This window comes from Promicromonospora sp. NPDC060271, assembly GCF_042726755.1.
In the GTDB taxonomy this organism is placed as follows: Bacteria; Actinomycetota; Actinomycetes; order Actinomycetales; family Cellulomonadaceae; genus Promicromonospora.
Map to the genome: position 1 here is coordinate 1 of NZ_JBHXBG010000060.1, position 24,090 is coordinate 24,090.

The 24,090-nt window shown below is 72.8% G+C and carries 7 protein-coding genes; 5 read left to right on the plus strand and 2 right to left on the minus strand.

From position 1 onward, the window contains the following. Positions 1-197: 197 nt before the first annotated feature. A complete protein-coding gene (locus ACFWE2_RS11430) occupies positions 198-2,957 on the plus strand; it encodes a tetratricopeptide repeat protein (protein ID WP_377224346.1) in 2,760 nt (919 codons plus the stop codon). A gap of 118 nt (positions 2,958-3,075) precedes the next feature. Here ACFWE2_RS11430 and ACFWE2_RS11435 read toward each other — a convergent pair whose 3' ends face one another. Beyond that, positions 3,076-4,968 (minus strand): ABC transporter ATP-binding protein, encoded by a 1,893-nt coding sequence (locus tag ACFWE2_RS11435; RefSeq protein WP_377224356.1) that lies wholly within the window; start codon positions 4,966-4,968, stop codon positions 3,076-3,078. Positions 4,969-5,221: 253 nt separating this feature from the next. Here ACFWE2_RS11435 and ACFWE2_RS11440 point away from each other — a divergent pair, with 253 nt between their 5' ends. After that, on the plus strand, positions 5,222-6,454 hold the full coding sequence (locus ACFWE2_RS11440) for a cytochrome P450 (protein ID WP_377224347.1): 1,233 nt from the start codon (positions 5,222-5,224) through the stop codon (positions 6,452-6,454). Between the two features lie 43 nt (positions 6,455-6,497). Here the strand turns inward: ACFWE2_RS11440 and ACFWE2_RS11445 are convergent, their stop codons facing one another. Then, complete coding sequence (locus tag ACFWE2_RS11445) at positions 6,498-8,789, minus strand: S8 family serine peptidase (protein ID WP_377224348.1); 2,292 nt, start codon at positions 8,787-8,789, stop codon at positions 6,498-6,500. Between the two features lie 232 nt (positions 8,790-9,021). On the opposite strand from ACFWE2_RS11445, the gene ACFWE2_RS11450 reads away from it, so the two are divergent. The 3 genes from ACFWE2_RS11450 to ACFWE2_RS11460 all read left to right on the plus strand — a co-directional run bounded on the left by ACFWE2_RS11450 (position 9,022) and on the right by ACFWE2_RS11460 (position 24,017). Further along, a complete protein-coding gene (locus ACFWE2_RS11450) occupies positions 9,022-15,345 on the plus strand; it encodes a LamG domain-containing protein (RefSeq protein WP_377224349.1) in 6,324 nt (2,107 codons plus the stop codon). Then, positions 15,342-21,035: an RHS repeat domain-containing protein gene (locus tag ACFWE2_RS11455; protein WP_377224350.1), complete on the plus strand. Its 5,694-nt coding sequence runs from the start codon at positions 15,342-15,344 to the stop codon at positions 21,033-21,035. The genes ACFWE2_RS11450 and ACFWE2_RS11455 overlap by 4 nt, the downstream gene beginning before the upstream one ends. 138 nt (positions 21,036-21,173) lie before the next feature. After that, positions 21,174-24,017: a BTAD domain-containing putative transcriptional regulator gene (locus tag ACFWE2_RS11460; protein WP_377224351.1), complete on the plus strand. Its 2,844-nt coding sequence runs from the start codon at positions 21,174-21,176 to the stop codon at positions 24,015-24,017. The last annotated feature ends 73 nt before the right edge of the window (positions 24,018-24,090 follow it).

Consider the following 24,090-nt stretch of genomic DNA (forward strand, 5'->3'; position numbering starts at 1 on the left):
CCTCCTCACCTTCGCCGACGGCGCCCGCGAACGACGCCGCGCCGGACGGGCCACCGGTGTTTTCACGATGCGGTGCGGTGCTCGGTGCTGCGACCGTATCCAGGCCGCTGACCTGCGACGACGTCGTTCTGTGCGGCTTCCTGACGTATCACGGGTGTGCTGGTCAGACGGATCGAGGTGTTGTTGGATGACTCCCCATGAACCGACCCGGACCCGGCGAGACGCGGGCCACGAGCCCAGCCGCTCTCCTCGAGCCCGAGCGCGCGGTGGTGCCGTTCATGGGCCGCGGGCGGGAGCTGGCCGAGCTGCGGTCGTGGGTGCGCTCGCGGGAACCGGTGGCGCTACGGCTGCTGTGCGGGCTCGGCGGGGTGGGCAAGACGCGCCTCGCGCTCGAGCTCGGCAAGAGCCTGCGGCGCACCGGATGGACGGTGGTGCACGTGCCGCCGGGCGCGGAGGCCGCCGCGGTCTCAGCGGCCTCGGCCGCGCGCCGCGTCCTGTTGGTCGTCGATGACGCGGCGTCCCGGCCGGGCCTGCCCGCGCTGCTCGACGCCATCGGGTCCACCCGGCCGCGGGGGCGCCTGCGCGTCCTCGCCACCGCCCGCAGCGGCGGGCAGTGGTGGCGCAGGGAGCGGTGGACCAGCTCGCTGTGGGCCGGACGGACGCCGTCGGTCACCCAGATGGCGCTCGAGCCGGCCCTCGACAGGACCTTCGACGTCGCCTTCGACCCGGCGCTCGGGCTGGAGATCGAGCGTACCGGCGACTACCGCGCGCTCGTCGAGGCTGCGGCCACGCGCTTCGCCCGGGCGCTGGGCCGCCCGGTCCCGCGGCTGCGGTTCACGGCGGAGCCCGACCAGCAGGTGCGCGCGCTCGACCTGCACGCGGCCGCGCTGGTGACGGTGCTCGACGGCGGCGACGAGGTCGTCGACCCGGTGGGTGCGCTCGACCTGGTCCTCGACCACGAACGCGCCCGGTGGGCGGGCTCCGACGCGGACGCGGGGTTCGCGCCCGGTGCCGCCGAGGCCGCACTGGCCGTGGCGACACTGCTCGGCGACCCGACGGACGAGGGCATCCGCGCCGCGCTGCGCCGGGCCGGCGTGGAGCCCGTCGCGGGCCGGACGGTGGACGCCGTGGCGTGGGTCCGCGCGCACCTGCCGACCGTCCCGCGGCTGGCGGAGCTGCTCGTCTCACGCACCCTGGCGGCGTCGGAGGAGCTCACCGCGGCCTGCACGCGCGACCTGGCGCCGGGGGAGGCGTTCGCGATGCTGGCGTTCTCGACCGAGATGGGGCTCGACCGGCCGGTCGCCGAGCGGGACGTCACCGGCGAGCTCGTCGAGGCCGCCGCGTCTGCCCTGCCCGCCGGACGGGCGGCGGACCTGCCCGCGCTGCTGCGGGCCTCCCGCCGGCTGCCGCGCTCGTCGGGCCCCCTGGCCGTACCGGTGCTCGACCGTCTCACGCACCGGGTGGCGGACCTCGCCCGGGCGACCGGCAGCGACGCCGAACGTGGTGAGGCGCTGACCGACCTCGGCATGGTGCTGATCGCCGAGGGCGAGGTCGACGTCGCCCTCGGCGTGCTGCAGGAGGCGGCGGGCCTGTGGCGCGGCCTCGCCTGGGGCGACGAGAACCGGTACCGGCCCGCGCTGTGCACGGCCCTGAACAACCTCGGGACGGGGTACCGGGCGGTGGGCAGGCACGATGACGCCCTCGCCGTGCAGGAGGAGGTCATCGCGCTGTGCCGCCAGTTTCGGCGGGGCGACGGCCTGTGGGCGGACGCCGAGCACGCGCGCGCCCTCCAGAACGCCGGGGTGTCCTACACGGAGCTCGGCCGGGTCGGCGAGATCGAGCTGGCACAGCGGGCGTCGCTCGAGATCTACCGCCGCCTCGCGGAGGGCGACCCCGTCCAGTACGAGCCGCAGGTCGCCGCCGTGCTGGGCAACTTCGAGGCCCTCACGGAGAGCGGCCGGCCGGAGGACGCGCTGCCCGCGAACGCCGAGGCGGTGGCGATCCGCCGCAGGCTCGCCGCGGCCCGTCCCGAGCACCTCGGGGAGCTGGCCTGGTCGCTCGGACAGCTCGGCACCACCCTGGAGGCTCTCGGGCGGTACGAGGAGGCGGGCGTGGTGCTCGTCGAGGCGCTGGAGCTCCAGCGCCGCCTCGCCAAGGAGAACGCGCGCGGGACCCGCCCCGACCTCGCCGGTGCGCTCTCCGCGCTCGGCGCGCTGTACTCGACCACCGGCCGCGCCGACGAGTCGCTCCGGCTCGAGCGGGAGGCGCTGGAGATCCGGCGCGAGCTCGCCGCCGAGCACCCCGACCGGTACCTGCACTACCTCGCGCACTCGCTGTCGAACCTCGGCGTCACCCTGGCCCGGCGCGGCAGGTACGACGAGGCGGTGCTCCTGGAGGAGGAGGCCGTCGCCATCCGCAGGGGCCTGGCGGGCGGGAACGCCCGGTCGTTGAAGTACCTCGCGCAGTCCCTGTCCAACCTGGGCGTGCGGTACGCCGACCTGGGCCGGTTCGACGAGGCGCTGCCGCCCACGCAGGAGGCGGTCGACATGCTGCGCCGGCTCGTGCGGGAGCAGCCGGAGAAGTACCGCACGGGTCTCGCGGAGGCGCTCGCGAACCTGGGGGCCACCCTGCTCGACCTCGACCGGGCCGCCGACGCACTGCCGCCGATGCGCGAGGCGGTGATGATGCGCCGCCAGCTCGTCCTGGAGAACCCCGACAAGCACCGGCCCGACCTGGCGCTCGCGCTCTCGAACCTGGCCAGCGCGATGAGCGCGGTCGGCGACAACGTCGCCGCACTGGGGCACGCGCGGGAGGCGGTCGACCTGCGCCGCCGGCTCGCCGCCGACCTGCCCGAGCGGTACCGGTCCGAGCTGGAACGGTCCCGGGCGGTCCTCGCACGGATCGACGCGGCGATCCGGAACCCGCCGCCGGCGCCGTTGCCCCCTGGGCCGCGCTGAGCCAATGTGCCCAGAAGTCGGCGTTCTTCCGGGCACAATGGCTCAGCTCCGAAACGGACCGAGCGATTGTGCCCGGATGTGGGCGGGTGGTTGGGCAGAATCGCTCGGTGTCCCCGGGTCAGGCGGTCGCCGCGAACTGGGTCCGGTACAGGTCCGCGTACAGACCCCCGGCGGCGAGCAGCTCGGTGTGGGTGCCCGACTCGGCCACCCGCCCGTCGGCGAGCACCACTATCAGGTCCGCCGCGCGCACCGTGGACAGGCGGTGCGCTATGACCAGCGACGTCCGCCCTGCCAGCGCCTGGTCGAGCGCGACCTGCACGGCGGCCTCGGACTCCGAGTCGAGGTGCGCGGTGGCCTCGTCGAGCACCACGACGTCGGGCGCCTTGAGCAGGAGGCGCGCGATCGCGAGGCGCTGCCGCTCGCCGCCCGACAGCCGGTAGCCGCGGTCACCGACCACGGTCTCGAGGCCCTCGGGCAGCCTCTCGACGAGGTCCCAGATCCGGGCCTGGCGCAGCACCCGCTCCAGGTCGGCGTCGGTCGCCTCCGGCCGGACGAACCGCAGGTTCTCCGCCATCGTGTCGTGGAACAGGTGGGCGTCCTGAGCGACGACGCCGACCGTGGCCCGCAGCGACGCGAACGTGACGGAGCGCAGGTCGGTCCCCGCGATGCGCACCTCGCCCGACGTCGGGTCGTACATGCGGCTGACGAGCTGCGAGACAGTCGTCTTGCCCGCCCCGGACGGGCCGACGAGCGCCACCATGGAGCCCGCCGGGACCTCGAACGAGACCCCGACCAGCGTGTCCGCCGTCGGATCCTTCGCAGTCTGCCCCGCCACCGACTCCAGGGAGGCGAGCGACACCTCCTCGGCCCGGGGGTACCGGAACGTGACGTCCGCCAGCGAGATCGAGGCGCCCCGGGCGGCGACGGCGGCGCGCAGGTCGACGGCGTCCGGCCGCTCGGCCACCGACGGCACCAGGTCCAGCACCTCGAGCACCCGCTCGAACGACACGAGCGCCGTCATCACGTCGACCTGGACGTTCGCCATCGCCGTCAGCGGCCCGTACAGACGCGTCAGGTAGGTGGCGAGCGCGACGACCGTGCCGACCGTCAGCTCGCCGGCGATCGCCTGCAGCCCGCCCAGCCCGTACACGCCCGCGACGGCCAGGGACGCGATGGTCGACAGCCCCACACGGAACCAGGTGCCCAGCAGCGCCGTCCGGACGCCCAGGTCGCGGCGCTCGCGGGCCGGCTCGGCGAACCGCTCGGACTCGGTGGCCGGATCGCCGAAGACCTTGACGAGGTGGGCGCCGGACACGTTGAACCGCTCGTTCATGACCTGGCCCAGGTCGGCGTCGACCTCCATGCCCCGCCGGGTGAGCGTGGCGAGCCGGCGGCCGAACCAGCGCGCCGGGAACACGAACAGCGGCACCAGGACGAGGGCGCCGAGGGTGAGCTCCCAGGACATGGTGAACATCGCCGCGAGCGTGAAGGCGATGGTCAGGGTGTTGGAGACCACCGTCTGCAGGGTCGACGTGAAGGCGCGCTGCGCGCCGAGCACGTCGCCGTTGAGGCGCTGCACGAGCGCACCCGTACGGGCCCGGGAGAAGAAGGCAAGGGGCATGCGCTGGACGTGGTCGAACACGGCTGTGCGCAGGTCGAGGATGAGTCCCTCGCCGACCTGGGACGACACGAGCCGGTCCGCGACGGACAGCCCGGCGGCCAGGATCGCGAGCATCGCCGCCGCGCCCGCGAGCAGGACGACCAGGCGGGTGTCGCCGCCCGTGATGCCGTGGTCGATGATCCGCTGGAAGAGCAGCGGCGTGGCGGCGCCCGCCGCAGCCTCCAGGGCCAGGATCAGCACGAACAGGATCAGCCTGCCCCGGTAGGGGCGGGCGAAACCCACGATGCGCCGCATCGTGCCCCGGCCGAGACGCTCGTGGGTGACCGAGCCGTCCTGCGTGAACGACCGCATCGTGCGGCCCCCGCCCATAGTTCCGCCGCCACCGTGCATGCTCACGACTGCATCGTCGCACGCGGCCCGGTCCGGTCCGGTATCTCGGCCCGGTATCCCGGTCCGGCAGCACGGGCGGTTCCGCCTCCCGAGCACAGGTGACCCGAACGTAGCGGGTTAACCGAGGGTGACCTGGACCACACGGGTGTTACGTGTTCTCCGCCGCCCGTGATAGAAACCCACGATCGGGCGTCTACGCAGGTCGCCCCATACTTCGATGGATGATTCGATGAATATCGACCGGTGGAGGGGCATGTCTGACCTGGAGCCGCAGCGGAGCGGAGGTCGCGTGGCGCTGGTGGATCTGACCGGCGCGGAGGACATGACCGCAGAACTGCGGAAGCTGCAGGACCGGTGGGGTCCGGTGGCCCCCGTCGACCTGGAGCCGGGAGTGCCCGGCTGGCTCGTGCTGGGGCACGCCGAGGTCATGGAGGTGATGCGCACGGAGAGCGTCTTCGCGCGCGACCCACGGCACTGGAACGAGCGGCTGCCGCTGGACTCGACCCTGCACGCGATCCTCTCCCCGGCCGGACGGCGCGCGCTGTACTACGCGGACGGCGCGGACCACCGGCGGCTGCGGCTCCCGGTGGACGAGGCGTTCGCGAGCATCGACGAGGCGCAGACCGCCGCGATGGTGCGCGTGGTGTGCAGCCGGCTGATCGACTCCTTCGCCGCCCAGGGCCACGCCGACCTGATCGGCGGGTACGCCGCGGCGGTCTCGTTCCTGTCGGTGTCGGGCATGTTCGGGTTCGACGAGCGGCAGGGCATCGCCCTGCTGCGGTGCGCGCACGGCATCTTCGGCCACGGGGGCGACTCCGTCACGGCGCTGGCCACCATGGACCAGATAGTGCTCGACCACGTCCTCGCGACGCGGGAGAACCCGGGGAACAACCTGACCGCCCGCTTCGTCGAGCACCCGAGCTTCGAGGACGACACCGAGATCGTGCACTCGATGGTCGTGGCGATCTGCGCGGCCAACGAGATGCTCGTGACGTGGATCGCGGCCACACTGCGCCGGATGCTCACCGACCCCCGGTACACCGGCCGGGTCACGGGCGTGCGCCGCGGCCTGGACGACGCGCTGGACGAGACGCTCTGGAGCGAGCCGCCGGTCGCCAACCTGCCGGCCCGGTACGCCGTGACCGACTGCACGCTCGGCAGGGTGCGGATCCAGGCCGGCGACGCGATAGTCATGGGCCTGGCCGCGGCGAACAACGACCCTCGGGTGCGCACCACCGACGACCTGTTCGAGGCGAACAACCGGTCGCACCTGTCGTTCGGCGTCGGGCCGCACGCGTGCCCGGCCAGGCGTCCGGGCCGGCTCGTGGTGAAGATCGCCGTGGAGAGCCTCATGGAGCGCCTCGACCTGCGCCTCACCGACCCGGAGGTGACGTGGGCCCCGTCGCCGTGGTCGCGGTACCCGGCCGTGCTGCCCGTGGCCTTCACGCCCGAGCGGCAGACCGCCCGTACGCCGGCCCGGGTCTGACCCGGGCCGGGCTCCGCCCCGCCTACGGCCGGCTCCGCGGCGCCTACGGCCGGGGCGTGAGGGACCACCCTGTGAGGGTCCCGGTGTCGCCGGCGGCGGTGTCCTGGACGCGGAGGTTCCAGGTGCCGTCGACGGCTTCGCCGGACAGGTCGACGACGAAGGTCTGGTGCACGTCGTCGGCGCCGCCGCCGGCCTTGTCGAGGAGTGTGTACGCCGTGCCGTCGGGGGCGATCAGCCGCACGACGAGGTCGCCACGGTACGGGTGGGTGATGTCGACGCGGACCTGTGCCGACGTCGTGCCGTTGCCGGGGCAGCTCGACAGGGTGATCGGGCTGTTGATCGTGGCCTTGTCGGGGATCGGGACGTCGGTGGTGTTCTCGCCGGCGCAGACGGGTGGCGGGCTGGCCGGCGGGTCGAGGTGGAGGGCCCAGGAGTCGATGTACCCGCTGTCGCCGGCCTGGGTGTCCCGGACGCGCAGCCGCCACGGGCCGTCGGCGGTCTCGGCGGACAGGTCGACCCGGTAGCTCGTGCTGATGCCGTCCGCGGCGCCGCCGGTGCCGCGGTGCAGGGGGTGGGCCGTGCCGTCGGGGGCGACCAGGTCGACATAGAGGTCACCGATGTAGCTGTGCACTATCGCGACGTCGACCACGGCGGTGGCGCTGGGTGTGATGGCGCAGCCGGCGACGGAGACGACCGACTCGACGACCCCGTTGTCCTTGATCGGTACGTTGCTGCCGTTGGTCTGGGTGCAGCCGGGTGGGCCGGCGACGGTCAGGTGATAGGTGGCGGCGCGCCACGTCGTCCCGCGCGCGCGGACCTGGACCGCGTAGGTCCCCGGCGGGGTCGACGACGTGGCGGTCACGGTGAGCGCCGACGTCTCGCCCGACGTGACGGTGGCCGGCTCGAACGACGCCGTCACACCGGACGGGAGGCCGCTCGCCGTCAGCGCCACCTGCTGCGGGTCGCCGAGCGTGGTGCGGGTCGAGACGGTCGTCGTGACGGACGATCCTGCCTGGACGATCCCCTCGGCGGGGTCGAGCGCGACCGCGAAGTCCCGGGTGGGCGGTGGCACGTTCCCGGTGTACAGCAGGCGGTTCGGGGAACCGGCGCCGGCTCCCGTGACGACGTCGGGCGTGGTCGCGGCCAGCAGGGCGGCCGAGACCTGCGCAGGGGTGAGTGCGGGGTCGGCCGCGAGCTGGAGGGCGGCCGCGCCTGCCACGTGCGGCGTCGCCATCGACGTGCCGTTGATCGTGCTGGTGGCGGTGTCGCTGGTGTGCCAGGCCGACGTGATCGACGAGCCGGGCGCGAACAAGTCGAGGCAGGGGCCGATGTTCGAGTAGGACGGCTTGGCGTCGGCGCTGGTGGTGGCACCGACGGTCAGCGCGGCGGGCGCCGAGGCGGGTGAGCGGGTGCAGGCGTCGCTGCTGTTCTCGTTGCCCGCCGCCACCGCGTAGGTGATGCCGTCGCCGATCGACGCGGCGACGGCGTCGTTCACGGCCTGCGAGAAGCCGCCGCCGAGCGACACGTTGGCGACCGCCGGCTCGCCCGGCTGATGGTGGGCCGTGACCCAGTCGATGCCCGCGATCACGTCGGCGGTGGTGCCGTCGCCCGCGCAGTCCAGCACCCGCACCCCGACCAGCGAGACGTCCTTGGCGATGCCGTGGCTCTCGCCGCCGAGGGTGCCGGCCACGTGGGTGCCATGGCCGTTGCAGTCGGCCGCATCGGCGTCGCCGTCCACGATGTCGGTGCCCGAGACCGCGCGGTCCTCGAAGTCCTGGTGGCTGACCCGGATGCCGGTGTCGATCACGTAGGCCGTCACCCCGGCTCCGGTGTTCGGGTAGGTGTAGGACGTGTCGAGGGGCAGGGCGCGCTGGTCGGCCCGGTCCAGGCCCCAGCTCGGGGTCGGCGCCTGGACGTCGGCGACGCTCATGCGCTGGTTGGCCTCGACGTAGGCGACCGACGGGTCCCGGCTGAGCCGGCGGGCGTCGGCGGCGGACATGGCGACGCTGAAGCCCGGGACGGTGTGCTCGAACGTGCTCCGGAGCGCGCCGGAGAACTCCTTCGTCAGGGCCCGGGCCTCGACGTCCGCCCGGGACGCCGCGGCGTCGTCCAGCACGACGACGTACTCGCCCGGGATCGCCCGCCGGCTCTGCTCACCGAGGATCTCCCCGGCCGGTGCGGACGGCGCGCTCGTGACCGCCGCCGCGGGTAGCGCGACGGAACCCAGCGCGACGGAACCCAGGACGACGGCGACCGCCGTGGCCACGCCGAGGGCCGCCCTGCCGGGCGACGTGCGGCGCGCGGGACCCGCCTGCCGGATGTTCGACTGATTCACCGTTGCCTCCAGATGTTGCCTCCGGATGCTGTCCCCGGAGGTCGCCGCCCGGAGGTTGCCTCCCGGATCGCGGATCACCGTACGGCGCGGGCCTCCCGGCGGGGCAGAGGTCGTGCCACGCCGCAGTGGGTGATTCGGTCATGTCCGAAATGAGAGCGATCTGTTAGCCCGCCCCAAGATCCTCGCCTGTGGTGTCCGGCTGAGGTACCGGACGGCGACGAAGGGTTGAGCAATGCGTTCAGGCGAGGATTCCGCGCCAGGCACGAAGGCTGCCGGCGGGCTGATGCCGAGGTCAGGCCGGACACGGTCGCGCCGTGCGCTCGCGGCCGTCGTGTCGTTGGCGATCGCCGTGCCGCTCGGCGCCGGCGCGATCGCTATTCCCGCCCAGGCGGAGGGTCTCGTGTCCGGTACGGCCGCCCGCAGCGCGGCGCCCGACAGTGCCGGGGCACCCGGCGCGCCGTCGGCGGCCGCCCTGGCCGGGCCGACCCGGCAGGAGCGTGCGGAGCAGAAGGCGGCAGCCACCGCGCGGGCGACCGGCAAGCGCGTCGAGGTACCCGAGCTGCGGACCGAGACACAGTCGGTCTACGCGGAGCCGGACGGCCAGATGGTCGCGGAGCTCAACTCGTCCCCGATCCGTGCCAAGGCCGAGAACGGGACCTGGAAGAAGATCGACACGGACCTGAGCGCCGGGAAGGACGGCCTGCTGCGCCCGGGTGCGACACCGGTCGACCTCGCGTTCTCGCCGGGCGGCCCGGACACCGACCTCGCCCGCATGGAGCAGGGCGGAGCGGCGCTGAGTCTCGAGCCGTCCGAGAACCTTCCGGCTCCGTCGCTCGACGGCGCGACCGCCACCTACGAGGACGTCCGGCCCGGCGTCGACCTGCAGGTGGTCGCGTACTCCTACGGATTCTCGACGCGGCTGGAGGTGCGGGACCGCGCGGCCGCCGAAGCGCTGATCGCCGACCCGCTCCGCCTCGGCGTCTCGGGCGGCGCCGGCGACCGGGTCAGGCAGCGCGAGGGCGGGTTCGAGATCCAGGCCGCCAAGGGCGACGGGTCGATCTCGGTGCCGCCACCAGCGGCGGCCGACGCCGACGGGCAGCCCGTCGCGGTAGCCCCCGACACAGAGGACTCGGCGGAACTGGCGCTCGCGGACGACGCCGTCGACGGCGACACCGAGTTCCCCATCACGATCATGCGGGACCACACGGCGGACAAGTTCGGCTGGGCGACGGTGCTCTCCGGCCTGCCCGACTTCAAGGGCTGGAACACGAGCGGCGAGCCGCCGCTGGCGCAGGTCGGCCGGTGCTGGTCCGGCTGGGGCGCGTGCGGCCTGCGGAACATCGGCGTCGCGTGGACGTACTGGCGGTTCGACACGAGCTTCCTCGAGGGCAAGGAGGTGGTCGACGCCGACCTGAACGCGGTCGTCGAGCACAGCCCGGACTGCAACGCGACCGAGCGGTATCACCTCGTGCACAAGGCGACCGCGCACCCGGACGGGGGCACGACGTGGAACAACAAGCCCGGCTGGGAGGGCCCGACCCTCCACATGCTGGCGCCCAAGGTCAACTCCAAGTGGGGGTGCCCAGGGGCCAAGACGGCAGCGGTCGACGTCACGTCGAAGGTCAACCGCGGCGGGCACACGTCGTTCCTGGTGTCGCCCGCGAACGACGAGGACCTGGAGAACTCGCCGTGGTGGCGCAAGTACAACAACAACGCGAAGCTGATCGCCCGCTTCAACACGAAGCCGCTCGCGCCGGCCGGTGTGATGACCGACCCGCCGCTGGGGGCGCCCTGCACGTGGTGCGCCGGCGTGCCGTACATCAGCGACTCGAGCGTGAGCATCAAGGCGACCCTGCACGACCCCGACGGTGACGGGCTGCACGGTGTCTGGCGGTACACGAGCAACGGGCAGACGACCGACTACGTCAGCCCGAACGCCGCCGCGTCCGGGACGGTGCACTCCCGCCCCATCACGACCGCCGAGAATGCCGTCAACACCGTGACGTGGCAGGTGAACGCGCGCGACTGGAACAACGACGGGCCGGTCGCGACGGGGCCGCGGTTCGTGGTCGACCGCAAAGCTCCCACCGCGCCGGTCGTCGACGGCTACCTGTACACCGACGAGAACCGGTGGCACGGCGGCGAGGGTGTCGAGGGCCGGTTCGACTTCAGGACGTGCACCCCCGCGCTCGAGACCGCCGGACGCTGCACGACCCCGGCCGGCGACGACGACGTCGACCACTACGTGTGGGGCTGGACCGGTTCACCGGCGAACACGATCGCCGCCAGCGCGCTCGGCGGGAACGCCACGGTCTGGACGACACCGCCCGGCGACGGCGCGCGCTCGTTCTTCGTGCAGGCGGTCGACCGCGCGGGGAACAAGAGCCAGATGGTGACCCAGCATCTGCGGGTCCGCCCGGGCAACGGCGCCTATGCGGACTGGTCGCTGGACGGCACGGGCAAGGACCGCGCGTACCTGGGCGACCGCGACATGGTGCTCCACGACGGTGCGTCGTACGACGACGGTGCGATCAACCAGGGCGTTGCGCTCGACGGGAACAGGGCGCACGCGAGCGCGCCCAACGCCGTGCGCACGGACGCCAGCTTCTCGGTGTCCGCGTGGGTGCGGCTGGACAACACGACCGGGGCGCGCGCCGCGGTCAGCCAGGACGGCACCAACTTCTCGGGCTTCGTGCTGTGGCAGCGGCCCGACGAGGACGGCGACGGCGTGGAGGAGGGCGGCCGCTGGGTGTTCGGCATGGCGTGCTCGGACGCGGAGTACAAGGGCACGTCCATGGCCGCGTCGGCGGAGCCGTCCGAGGGCGGTGTGCCGACGCACCTGACGGGCACGTACGACGCCCGGACCCGCAAGCTGACGCTCTACGTCGACGGCGAGAAGGCCGGCGAGGTGACCCGCGGGTCGGCGTGCCAGGACTGGGACGCGAACGGCGACGTCCAGATCGGCCGGACCATGTGGAACGGCGCGGCGGCCGTGGACCACTGGAAGGGCATGGTCGACGAGGTCAAGCTCTACGAGCGTGTGCTGACCGCCGCCGAGGCGAAGGCGGCGGTCGCCAGCTCGAACGTGCAGGCCGCCCAGTGGAAGTTCGAGGACAAGCCCGGCAGCAGCACGACGCTGAACAGCGTGCCGGGTGGCCAGGCGGGTGTGCTGCACCAGGACGCGTACTTCTGCGGCGACTGCGACGCGGACGGCGACGAGGACCCGAGCGTGAGCGAGGGCGCCGTCGGCCAGGCGGTGCACGTCGGCGGGGCCGACGGCGAGGTGGTCTCGTCCGACGGACCGGTCGTGACCACCAACCGCAGCTACTCCGTGGGCGGCCACGTCCGGCTGGACCCGGCGGCGGTCGAGAACCTGGCGGTCGGTGGCCGGCTGGTCGCGCTGTCGCAGGACGGCGTCGACCGCAGCGGGTTCACCGTGTCGTACGTGAAGACCAGCGCGACGGCGGGGCAGTGGGAGTACGCGACCTACGGCTCTGACGCGCGGGGCGTCGCCGCCGACGCGGTGGCCCGGTCGGCCGCGGCCGACCCCACGGCGTGGACGCACCTGTTCGCCGTCCACGACGGCGCGAACCGGGCGATCAGGCTCTACGTGAACGGAAGCCCGGGGAGCCCGGTGGCCCGGCCGCAGACGGCGTTCACGGCGAGCGGCCCGTTCGTGATCGGCAGAGGGCTGGACGGGACGCCGTCGTCGCGCTGGAACGGCGCCGTCGACGAGGTCCGGGCGTTCACGAGGGCCCTCGGCCCGGACGAGGTCCAGGCGATCGTGGTGCGCGACGACGTCGCCGCCGGGCGCTGGCTGCTGGACGGGAACGCGACGAGCGCGACCGGGCAGGCGCTGAACGGGACCGTGCACTGCGACGGTGCGACGTCCGAGGCAGCCTGCCGGTGGGGGCCCGGGCAGACCGACCTGCCCTCCGACGGGGACGACAAGGCGCTGACGGGCGACGGCAACGACTGGATCTCCGCACCGCACACGGTGGACACCACCAAGAGCTTCGCGGTGACGGCGTGGGCCCGGATCGACGACCTGAACGGCACCTCGACCGTGGTGTCCCAGGACGGCCGGAGCATGAGCGCGTTCCAGCTCGGCACGCTGGCTGGCGGACGGTGGGGCTTCCAGCGGCCGTCCGCCGACGGGGCCGGCACGGACTACGTGGTCGAAGGGCCGCTCGCGCAGGACGACGTGTGGACGCACCTCGCCGGCGTCTACGACGCGACGGCCAGGACCATCACCCTCTACGTCAACGGGGAGCCCGCCGGCACCACCGCGGCCCCGGTCGTGTGGGACCACCCCACCGGGGAGCTGCAGATCGGCGCGGCCCTGCGGCTCGGCGTCCGGAACAACCGGGTGCTGGGTTCGGTCGACGACGTCACCGCGTACGGCAGGGTCCTCTTCCCGGACGAGGTCCGGGAGCTGGCCGGCCGGGACCTGACGCTGCGGCACAACTGGCGCCTCGACGAGGGCCAGGGCGCCAGCGCCGCGGACGCCGTGGGCGGCAGCGCGGCAGCGGCTCCCGCCGGTGCGCAGGTCGCCTGGACCGACGGCGTGGTCGGGAACGCGCTCGAGCTGGACGGTACGGACGACTACCTCACGGCCAAGGACCTGGACGTCCGCACGGACGGGTCGTTCACGGTCTCCGCCGTCGTGCAGCTCGACCGTGACAAGGCCTGCACCTGGGACGACTGGGAGGGCGGTGGGACCGAACCCGGTCCCGGTGAGTGCGTCCACACGGCGCTGAGCCTGGACGGCGCGGCGGACGGCGACAGCCGCTTCCGGCTCGGCTACCAGGCCGGGGCGGACGCCGCGCACGAGAACGGGGACTGGGTCTTCGAGATGTCCAACGAGGACAGGACGAAGGTCGCCTCGGTGGGGCTGTTCCGGTGCGACCCGTTCAACACCGACCCGAACGCCCCGTGCGACTTCGACCGGCCGGTGCACCTGACGGGCATCTTCCACGCCCCGACGGGCAAGATCTGGCTCTTCGTCGACGCGGTGCGCGTGAGCGAGGGTGACGGTGTCGAGGCCTGGCCGTCGCCAGGGGACCTCCAGATCGGGCGCGGCCGCGACGACTCCGGCGCCCCGGCGGAGTACTTCCCCGGCGTGATCGACGACGTGCGGGCCTACACCGGCGCGTTCAACGACACCCGGGTCAAGGAGCTGCACACGTACTACGCCTCGGGCGGGCTCCTGGACCCCGTCCCGCCGAAGCCCCCGACGCCGACCCATCACTGGAAGCTCGACGAGGCGGACGGCACGGCCGTGGCGGTCGACGCCGTCGGCGGGGCGGACGCGACCATGCGGGGTGCGCTCGCGACGGACATCGTCCCCGGACGGGAGGGCCGGGCACGGACCTTCGACGGCGTGGACGGCTACGCCGTCGCGCCGGAGCCCCCGCCCGGTGCCGGCGAGGCGTTCACGGCGTCGGCCTGGGTCTTCCCGCAGTCCGCGAGCACCAGCGAGGCCTGGGAGGGCATCGTCAGCGGCGGGTACAACTATCTGATCACGCGGGCCGGCAACCGGTGGGCCGCCGTCATGGCGGCGCGAGGTCCCGATGGCGTGGCCGTCGTCAAGGAGGTCTACTCCGACGAGACCGTACGGGTCGGTCACTGGACGCACCTCGCGCTGGCCTACGTCCCGAACCTCGGCCAGATGCGCCTGTACGTGAACGGCCGCATGTCCGAGCTCCTGCCCGGTGTCGACTCCGTCCCGCCGTCCGGCACCCTCCGGATCGGCGCCCACCAGCGCGACGCCGCCAGCGAGTTCACTGTTCCCTTCAAGGGCCACATCGACGACGTCCGCACCTTCGACAAGACCTTGTCCGACGCCGAGATGGCCGCCGTCTACAACGACGTCTGGGACCCGCCGCACGGCATCTGGACGTTCGACGACGACACGGTCGCCGACAGCTCGTGGCGCAAGAACACGACCACGGCGCACGGCACCGTCGCCTTCGTGGACGGCCGGTTCGGCCGGGCGCTCTCCCTGGACGCCCGCAACCCCGGGTTCGCGCAGGCCGCGTGGGCGGGCGTGCCGACCTACGGGAGCATCACGGTCGGCGCGCGGGTGCGGGTCGCCGACAGCGCGGGCGTGCAGACGGTCGCCTCGCAGGACGGGGCCAGGATGAGCGACTTCTCGCTGCAGTACGACGGCAACATCGGGCGCTGGTCGTTCGGCGGCTGGGCCCTGGACGCCGACACCGGCACCTTCGCGAGGGCCTACTCGGGGCCGCCTGCGGCTATCGGGAAGTGGACGCACCTCGTCGGGGTGTACGACCACCCGGCCAAGCAGCTGCGGCTGTACGTGGACGGTGCGCTGGTCGGTCTGCAGGACGGCGTGACCCTGTCCGCGGCGCAGCGGCGCATGGCCATCGGCCGTGGGCAGCTCCGAGCGGCGAACGCCGACTACTTCACGGGAGCCATCGACCAGGTCGACACCTGGATGGGTGCCCTGTCCGCGCAGAAGATCGCAGAGCTCGCGGCGCAGGCCGGGCCAACCCCGCAGCCGGCCGCACAGACCGAAGGAGACGAGTCATGACCTGGCACGCGCACCCCGAACAGCGCACCTTCCGCCGCCGGTGGACGGCGACCGTACCGCTGATCGCCCTTGTCGCCTCGCTGCTGGTGGTGGCCCAGGCGCCGCCGGACGCGTCCGCCGCCACGCCGGGCGGTCTCGCGGGCATGCCGTCGGTGCCGGTCGTGCCGGCCGGCGGGATGGACGCGCCGCCGAGCGACGACTCGTCCGCGGATGCCCTCGGCCCGGGCCAGCGGCCCGGCAGCGAGGTGTCGGACGGCGGCGGGCGGCCGACGGCTACGCCGCTGTCGCCGTCCGCGACCTGGGACGTGTCCAAGCAGACGGGCGACTTCACGTGGTCGTACCCGCTGCGGGTCCCACCGGCCCCTGGTGGCCTCCAGCCGAGCCTCGCGCTGAGCTACGCGTCGTCGGCCGTGGACGGCCGCACGAGCGCGACGAACAACCAGGCGTCCTGGGTGGGCGACGGCTGGGGGCTGGGGGAGAGCTTCGTCGAGCGGACGTACGGCGGGTGCATGGAGGACAAGGAGGGCAGTCGCGCGCCCAAGAAGGGCTTCGACAACGTCGGGGACCTGTGCTGGCGCGGCGACAACGCCACCTCGGTGTTCGACGGCGGTGGTGGTCTGATGATCCGTGCCGGCGGTGACAGCTGGAAGCTCAAGAACGACAGGTACACCCGGGTGCAGCAGATCGGGTCACCGGACGGCGGCCAGCAGGACGGCGAGGGCTGGAAGATCACCACGACCGACGGCACGCAGTACTTCTTCGGGTCGCGGCCGGCGTCGAACTCGGTGTGGAAGGTGCGCGTGTACGGCGACGACAGCGGTGAGCCGTGCTACAGCGCGGCGTCGTTCAAGGAGTCGCGGTGCGACCAGGCGTGGCGGTGGAACCTGGACAAGGTGGTGGACCGCAACGGCAACACGATGTTCTACGACTACACCAAGGAGACCAACCGGTACGGCGACTTCAACGACGGCGACAAGTCCATCACCTACGACCGCGGCGGCTGGCTGAACCAGATCCGGTACGGGCTGCACGAGACGGCGTCGAGCACGCCCGCCGCTACGGTGGAGTTCGGCACGGCGATCAGGTGCATCCCGGGCCTCGCGGCGGCGGAGTGCGCCACCAGCAAGCACCACAACTGGCCGGACACCCCGCTCGCCCGGATGTGCGAGGCCGCGACCTGCGCGGAGAACTGGTCGCCGACGTTCTGGACCGGGCAGCGTCTGGACACGGTGACCACGCAGGTGCGCAAGGGTGGCGCGCTGGTGCCGGTCGACCGGTGGAAGCTCGAGCAGTCCTATCCCAGCCCGGGCGACGGGAGCTCGGGGGCAGCGCTCTGGCTGAAGTCGATCGAGCACACGGGTCTGATCGGCGGCGGTACAGGCACGACGCTGCCGAAGGTGACGTTCGAGGGCGCCCAGATGGCCAACCGGGTGGTGACGGACAACCAGACGCCGCTCAACCGGTACCGGATCACGAGCGTCGTGTCCGAGGCGGGCGGGGTGATCAGTGTGACCTACGCGCCCGCGAACTGCCTCGACGGTGCCGGCCGGGTCCCCGCTGACGCGCACACCAACACCCGCCGGTGCTACCCGGCGACCTGGGCCGACGAGACGCACGCGGAGCAGACCGCGTGGTTCAACAAGTACGTGGTCTCCGGCCTGGTGATCAGCGACCTGATCAGCTCGAGCATCGAGCAGCAGATCCAGTACCGGTACGACGGCGCCGCGTGGCACTACGACACGAGCGAGTTCACGCCGCCGGACAAGAAGAACTGGAACGAGTTCCGGGGCTTCTCCCACGTCACCAAGATCGCGGGCGACCCGGAGGACGAGGCGGGGCCGCAGACGCGGACCGACACGTACTACTACCGGGGCATGGACCAGGACCGGCTGAACCCGCAGGGCGGGCGGCGCCCGGTGGTGATCAAGGACTCCGAGGACGGCGAGCACACGGACCACGACTGGCTGCACGGGTTCGAGCGCGAGTCGATCACGCGCAACGGCATCGCGGACGACTCGCCGGTGGTCATCAAGACGCTCAAGGACCCGGTATGGCGTGGTCCCACCGCCACGCGCGGTGATCTCAAGGCCTACTTCACCGCGGTCGGCACCGAACGGACGTTCACGCCGAAGGACTCCGGCGGACGGGTCGAGACCCGCAAGGTCACGACCTACGACGCGTACGGGCAGCCGGCCACGATCGACGACAGGGGAGACGTCTCGACCACGGACGACGACCTGTGCACCACCAACACGTACGCCGCCAACGAGAGCGCCTGGCTCGTGTCGTTCCTGGTACGCGTCCGGACCGTAGCGGTGAACTGCGACGCGACGCCGTCGTACCCGGAGCACGCGGTCGCGGAACAGCGGACCCGGTACGACGGGCAGGGTGCGGGAGCGGCGCCGACGAAGGGGAATCCCACCCTGGTGGAGAAGGCGGTCCGCTACGAGGCGGGCGAACCGGTCTGGGAGACCCGGTCGACGTCCGCCTACGACGTGCACGGGCGGGTGGCCCGGACGGCGGACGCCCTGGAGCGGGCGACGACCACCGCCTACACCCCAGCGACCGGCGGGCCGACGACAGCGACGGTGGTGACGGACCCGAAGGGCTTCGCCACGCGGACCGACCTGGAGGTCAGCAACGGCCAGGCGGTCAAGGTCACCGACCCGAACGGCCTGATCACCGAGAACGTCTACGACCCGCTCGGGCGGCTGATCAAGGTGTGGGGCACTGACCGCCTCCGGACGAAGTACCCCGACGCGCCGTCGACCACCTTCGAGTACGCGATCAGCCGGGACGCGCCGAACGTGGTGACCGCACGCCACCTCGGCCCGAACTCGAACGACGCGCAGGCCAGGTACGTCGAGGCGCGGACCATCTACGACGGCAGCTACCGCGTGCGGCAGGAGCAGGTCCCCGCCGCCGGCGGCGGACGCCTGCTGACGGACCACCGGTACGACACCCAGGGCCGCGAGTACATCGTCACCAACCCGTTCTTCAACGCCGACCCGGTCGACTCGCGCCTGTGGCGCGCCGCCGACTCGGAGGCGCTGGGGCAGAACGTCACCAAGTACGACGCGGCCAGCCGGCCGGTCGAGGTGGCGTTCCAGACCAACACGGTCACCGACTGGAAGACCCTGACCCGGTACGGCGGCGACCGGACGTACGTCACGCCGCCCGAGGGCGGCACACCCACCATGACCGTGACCGACGCGCGCGGCAAGGTCAAGGAGCTGCACCAGTTCGAGGGCAGCACCCCCACCGGCGAGGCGGACGTCACCCGGTACGAGTACACCCCCGCAGGGAAGCTCGAGAAGGTCGTCGATCCGGCCGGTAGCGAGTGGGACTACAAGTACGACCTGTCCGGCCAGCGGGTCCGCAGCGACGACCCGTCCGCGGGTGTGACGGAGTCGGTGTTCGACGCGGCCGGCCAGCTCGTGCGGACCACCGACTCCCGCGGCCAGGTGCTCAGCCACGAGTACGACGCGCTGGGCCGCAAGACCTCCGTGCGGGACGGCGGCTCCGACGGGACCGTGCTGGCGCGGTGGACGTACGACGCCACGCGCCTGGTGCGGCCCGACGGCACGGTGACGGTCGCCAAGGGGCAGCCGACGTCGGCGATCCAGCTCGACGCCGACGGCAATGCGGTCACCTCGAAGACGAACTCCTACACCGCGACCTACCAGACCAAGCAGGCGCTGCTGACCATCCCGCAGTCCGAGGGGATCCTCGGCGCGGGCAACGGCGGTCCGCGGACGTACGCGACCGAGTACACGTACAACCCGGACGGCAGCCTCAAGAGCGAGATCCTGCCGGCCATCGGGGACCTGGAGCAGGAGCAGATCTTCCACACCTACGACGACGCCGGCCGCCCGGCGACGACCTACGGTGGAGCCGACGGCGCGGGGGAGACCACCTACTACGCGTCGTGCTCCACGTACACACGGCTCGGCGAGATGCAGCGGGTCCAGCTCGGCGGCGTGCCCGACCGGGACGACCAGCAGAACGACTGCGCCACCGAGTACGACGAGACCAAGCACCGTGCCTGGATCACCACCTACTACGAGGACTACACCCGCCGCGTGGAACGCACGGTGGTGGACGGCGAGGTGCCTCGCCCCGAGCAGGCCGACCTCGCCTACGACTACGACGACGCCGGCAACGTGCTCTCGATCACCGACACCCCGGGGGAGCAGGCGACCGACCGGCAGTGCTTCGAGTACGACCACCTGCGCCGGCTCACGGAGGCCTGGACCCCCGGCGGGTCGTGTGCCGACGAGCGCAGCGCTGACGCGCTCTCCGGGCCCGCGGCGTACTGGCAGTCGTTCACCTACGACGAGGCGGGCAACCGGCTCACGAAGGTCGACCACACCGTCAAGGGGGACGTCACCGAGAAGTACGAGTACCCGGAGCCGGGGGCCGAGCAGGCGAACGTGGTCGGGTCGGCGAAGACGCTGTCGGCCGACGGGACGCAGATCTCGCTGGACGAGTACGCCTACGACGACGCCGGCAACACGATCCAGCGCGGCGACCAGCGCCTCGTGTGGGACCAGCTCGGCCGGGTCAGCTCGGTCACCGAGGGCGACGAGGTCACCTCGTTCGTCTACGGGGCCGACGGCGACCGGGTGATCCGACACGCCCCCGACGCCTCCACCCTGTACCTGCCTGGTCAGGAGCTGCGGGCGGACGAGGCGACGGGCGAGCTCACCGCGACGCGCTACTACACGCACGCCGGACAGCCCGTCGCCGTGCGTTCCGACAGCAGCCTGACCTGGACCGCGAGCGACCACCACGGGACGGCGCAGGTCGCGATCGACGCCGTGACCATGGCGACGTCGGTCCGCCGGATGGACCCGTTCGGCGTGGCGCGGGGTGAACAGCCGACCGAGTGGCCGGGTGAGAAGGGCTTCGTGGGCGGGACGATCGACGCGGCCGCCGGGCTCGTGCATCTCGGGGCCCGGGAGTACGACCCGGAGCTGGGCAGGTTCATCTCGGTGGACCCGCTCATCGACCACCACGACATGCAGCAGATGAACGGCTACGCGTACTCCAACAACAACCCGACGTCGGCGTCCGACGCGGACGGCCTGTTCCTCGGCTGGCTGCTGCAGGCGATCCAGACGGTCGTGAAGCTGATCCAGTCGGTCTTCAAGAAGCCGAGCGGACCGCAGCCCACGATCAAGCGCTACAAGCGGAACGTGTACATCGGCGGGAAGGACTCGCCGTACGAGGCCGACGTGGTCGAGCGGGAGTTCCCAACGATCACGAGCTACGAGTACGAGGAGATCGGCGGGCTGATGTGCGGTGGTCCCGCGCAGGACAAGATCGCCGAGACCTGCGCCTACCGCTTCGGCCGGGCCGGCAGCCGTACCGTCGAGAAGTCCCTGAGCGTCGGCGGCTCGCTCAAGGGTCTCGACGTGGAGGCGTCGGTGAAGGAGGCGAACACGGTCTCGTGGAGCACCGACACGACCCACACGTACACCCCGAAGGACAACCAGCCGCACTCCGTGAAGTACTACGTGAAGTGGCGGGTGGAATCGACGCGGAGGCAGTTCACCGAGAGCTGGGAGAACCTGAACGGGGAACGGCAGAGCCGCACCTACGAGACGACGATCATCACCCGGACGCCCAGCAAGACGATCTGCCGGATGGTCGACGGGGACCGCACGCAGTGTGACAGCGTGTTCTAGCCCGTGGTCCGGTGCCAGGTCCGCCCCGAGCCCGCTCGGAGCGGACCTGGCCGAGGCGCGGGTGAACTTTGCCCGTACCCCTTCGAAAGTTTGCGAGATTAGGTGATTTCTCGCCTGCTCCCACGCGAGACTTCCTGAGTGTCTTCTGTGACAGACGTGGGAGCGGGCCGGATGCGCTTCGGAGTGCTGGGGGAGCTGGTCGTCGTCGCGGACAGCGGACCGATCATGATCGGTTCCCCCAAGTCCCGGACGGCGCTGGCGCTGCTCGTCCTCAGGCACGGGTCGGTGGTGCCGCCGGCCGAGCTCGCCGAAGCCCTCTGGGGCCGGACCGCACCATCGAACGCGCGCAAGTCCACGCACGTGGTGATCAACCGGCTGCGCACCGCGCTGGGGCCGCTGGGCGGGCTGGTCCGAACCAGCCCGCACGGCTACCTGCTCGACGCGCCCGGCGACAGCACGGACGTGGGCCGGTTCACGAGCCTGCTGGCCGCGGCGACGAGCAGCCGGGGCGAGGGCCGGGACGACGAGGAGCTCGCCGGGCTCACGCGTGCCCTCGACGAGTGGCGTGGCGAAGCGCTCTCCGACGTGCCGCGCGAGAGCCTGGAGGGTGCGCGTGCCCGCCTGACCGAGCAGCGGCTGGCCGCGGTCGAGCGGCAGCACGACCTGCTGAACGCGGCGGGTCGGCCCGCGGACGTCGCCGTGCTCCAGGACCTGGCCGAGCGCCATCCCCTGCGGGAGGGCATCTGGTTCCAGCTCGTCCGCGGCCTGAGCGAGTCCGGCCGCCGGTCGGAGGCGCTGACCGCGTTCGACCGGTTGCGCAGCAGCCTCGCCGAGGAGCTGGGGGTGGAGCCCGACGCACGGCTGCGCGAGCTCCACGTGCGAGCCCTCGCCGGCGAGGCCCCGGCGACTCGCGTGCCGGGCACGGTGCGTCTTGGTGTCATCACGCCACAGGCCCCGCCCCTCGTGCCCCGTCAGGTTCCCCACGTTGCCCCTCTGGTGGGGCGCGGCCGGGAGCAGGCGCTACTTGACGCCCAGGCCCCCGAGGGTGTGGCGGCGGTTGCCTCCGACACCGCGGTCGTCGTCGTCTCGGGCCAGCCGGGCGTCGGCAAGACCGCGCTCGCCGGCGCGTGGGCCCGTAGCGCGGCGGACCGGTTCCCCGACGGCCAGATCTGGCTCGACCTGCGGGGCAGCCGCCCGGGTGCGGTGCTGTCCGTCGACGGTGCGCTGCGGCACCTCCTGGCCTCGCTCGGCGAACCGGCGCCCAGGACGCCGGACACCCTCGAGGAGCGCGTCGCGCGCTACCAGACCCTGACCGACGGACGTCGGCTGCTCATCGTCCTGGACGACGCCGCGGACGCCGAGCAGGTGCGCGCGCTGCTGCCGGGCTCACCGGGCTCGCTCGTCCTGGTGACCAGCCGCTACCGCCTGGACGGCCTGGTGGCACGCGAGGCGGCGACAGGGCTGGAGCTCGACGTGCTGCCGGCGAGCGACGCGCGCGAGCTCCTGGCGCGCCGCCTCGGCACCGTCCGTCCGGCATCCGCAGCGACGCTGGACGAGATCGCCGCCCAGTGCGGGCGGCTGCCGTTGGCGCTGGTGATCGTCGCGGCCCGCGCGGCGCGGCAGCGCGAGGCCGACCTCGGCCCGGTGGTGGCGCAGCTCCGGTCGGCCCACCCCAGGCTGGACCAGTTCACCCTGGGCGAGGACGCGGCAGACCTGCGGTCGGTGTACGCCCGCTCGTACGAGTCCCTGTCCGCACCCGCTGCCCGGCTCTTCCGCCTGCTCGGCACGCACCCGACGCCGGACCTGTCGATCGAGGCTGCCGCGAGCCTCGCGGGACTGTCCGTCGAGCAGGCGCGCGTCCGGGTCTCGGAGCTGGAGTCGGCGTACCTCGTGACGGTCTCCGCCGGCGGCCGGATCGGGCTGCCCGACCTGTTGCACAGCTACGCGGGGGAGCTCGGTGCGCGGCTGGACAACCGGCAGGCGGTCCGGCGCCTCCTCGACCACTACGCCCGCGCGGTGCGCGAGGCGGTGGAGCGGCCGGGCGCACTCCGTGCGGCCGTGCCCGGAGGGGTCGACAGCCCGGGCGGCGTCCGCGGTGTCAGCGTTCCACCCATCTGCTCCGCGGCCGATGCCCAGCGATGGTTCGCCGCGGAGCACGCGAACCTGGTGGCCGTCGTGCGGCTGGCCGGAGACCTGGGACACGACGTCGACTGCCTCCGGATCGGGTTTCTCACCACGCAGCTCCAGGAGTGGAACGGGCGGTGGAGCGAGGCGACCCGCACCCAGACGGCGGTCCTGGCCGCCGCGCACCGGGGCGGTCTGCGTGACCTGGCCGCGCGCGCCGAGTTCCACCTGGGCAAGGCGGCGTACCGCCGAGGTGAGCACGCGCGAGCACGCGGCCACTTCCTGCGTGCGGACGAGCTGAACCGCGAGCTCGAGCACGTAGCGGGCGGCGCGGAGGTGCACCTCGGGCTCGGTGCCGTGGCCGAGTCCGGCGAGCGGTGGGACGAGGCCATCGAGCACGACCGCCGGGCGCTCGCTCACGCACAGGCCGTGGGCGACCGCCTCGGCGAGGCGCGCGCGATGAACGCCATCGGCTGGGACCTCGCACATCTCGGGGACCTGGACACGGCGGTGACCTGGTGTCAGAAGGCGCTCGCGCTGGCCGAGGAGATCGACGACGAGCGCGCCGCGGCGGCGAGCTGGGACAGCCTCGGATTCTGCAGGCAGCAGGCGGCGGACCTCAGGGGCGCGCTGCGCGCCTACGAGCGTGCGACGCGGATCCGGAGCCGGCTCGGCGACCGCAGCGGGGTCGCCGAGGGGCACCGCGCGATGGGCGACCTCCACGCGCGGCTCGGCGACGAGATCGGGGCCCGGCGCGCCTGGCGAGCCGGCCTGGAGATCCTCGACGGGTCGGCTCCGTTCGCGGCGGACGTAGAGCGAGAGCGACTGTCGCGCGGTTACGGCGTCACCGGCCTGTGAGCCCGGGCGACCCGGGTGTTCGGGGGTAGCCTTGACGCCCAGCAGGACTTCAACCATCCCGGGCACCTAGGAC

Bases quoted from the DNA above. Each gene is read 5' to 3' on its own strand.
- ACFWE2_RS11455 (WP_377224350.1), top strand. From the start codon at position 15,342: ATGACCTGGCACGCGCACCCCGAACAGCGCACCTTCCGCCGCCGGTGG.
- ACFWE2_RS11440 (WP_377224347.1), top strand. From the start codon at position 5,222: ATGTCTGACCTGGAGCCGCAGCGGAGCGGAGGTCGCGTGGCGCTGGTG.
- ACFWE2_RS11435 (WP_377224356.1), bottom strand. From the start codon at position 4,968: ATGCACGGTGGCGGCGGAACTATGGGCGGGGGCCGCACGATGCGGTCG.
- ACFWE2_RS11430 (WP_377224346.1), top strand. From the start codon at position 198: ATGAACCGACCCGGACCCGGCGAGACGCGGGCCACGAGCCCAGCCGCT.
- ACFWE2_RS11450 (WP_377224349.1), top strand. From the start codon at position 9,022: ATGCGTTCAGGCGAGGATTCCGCGCCAGGCACGAAGGCTGCCGGCGGG.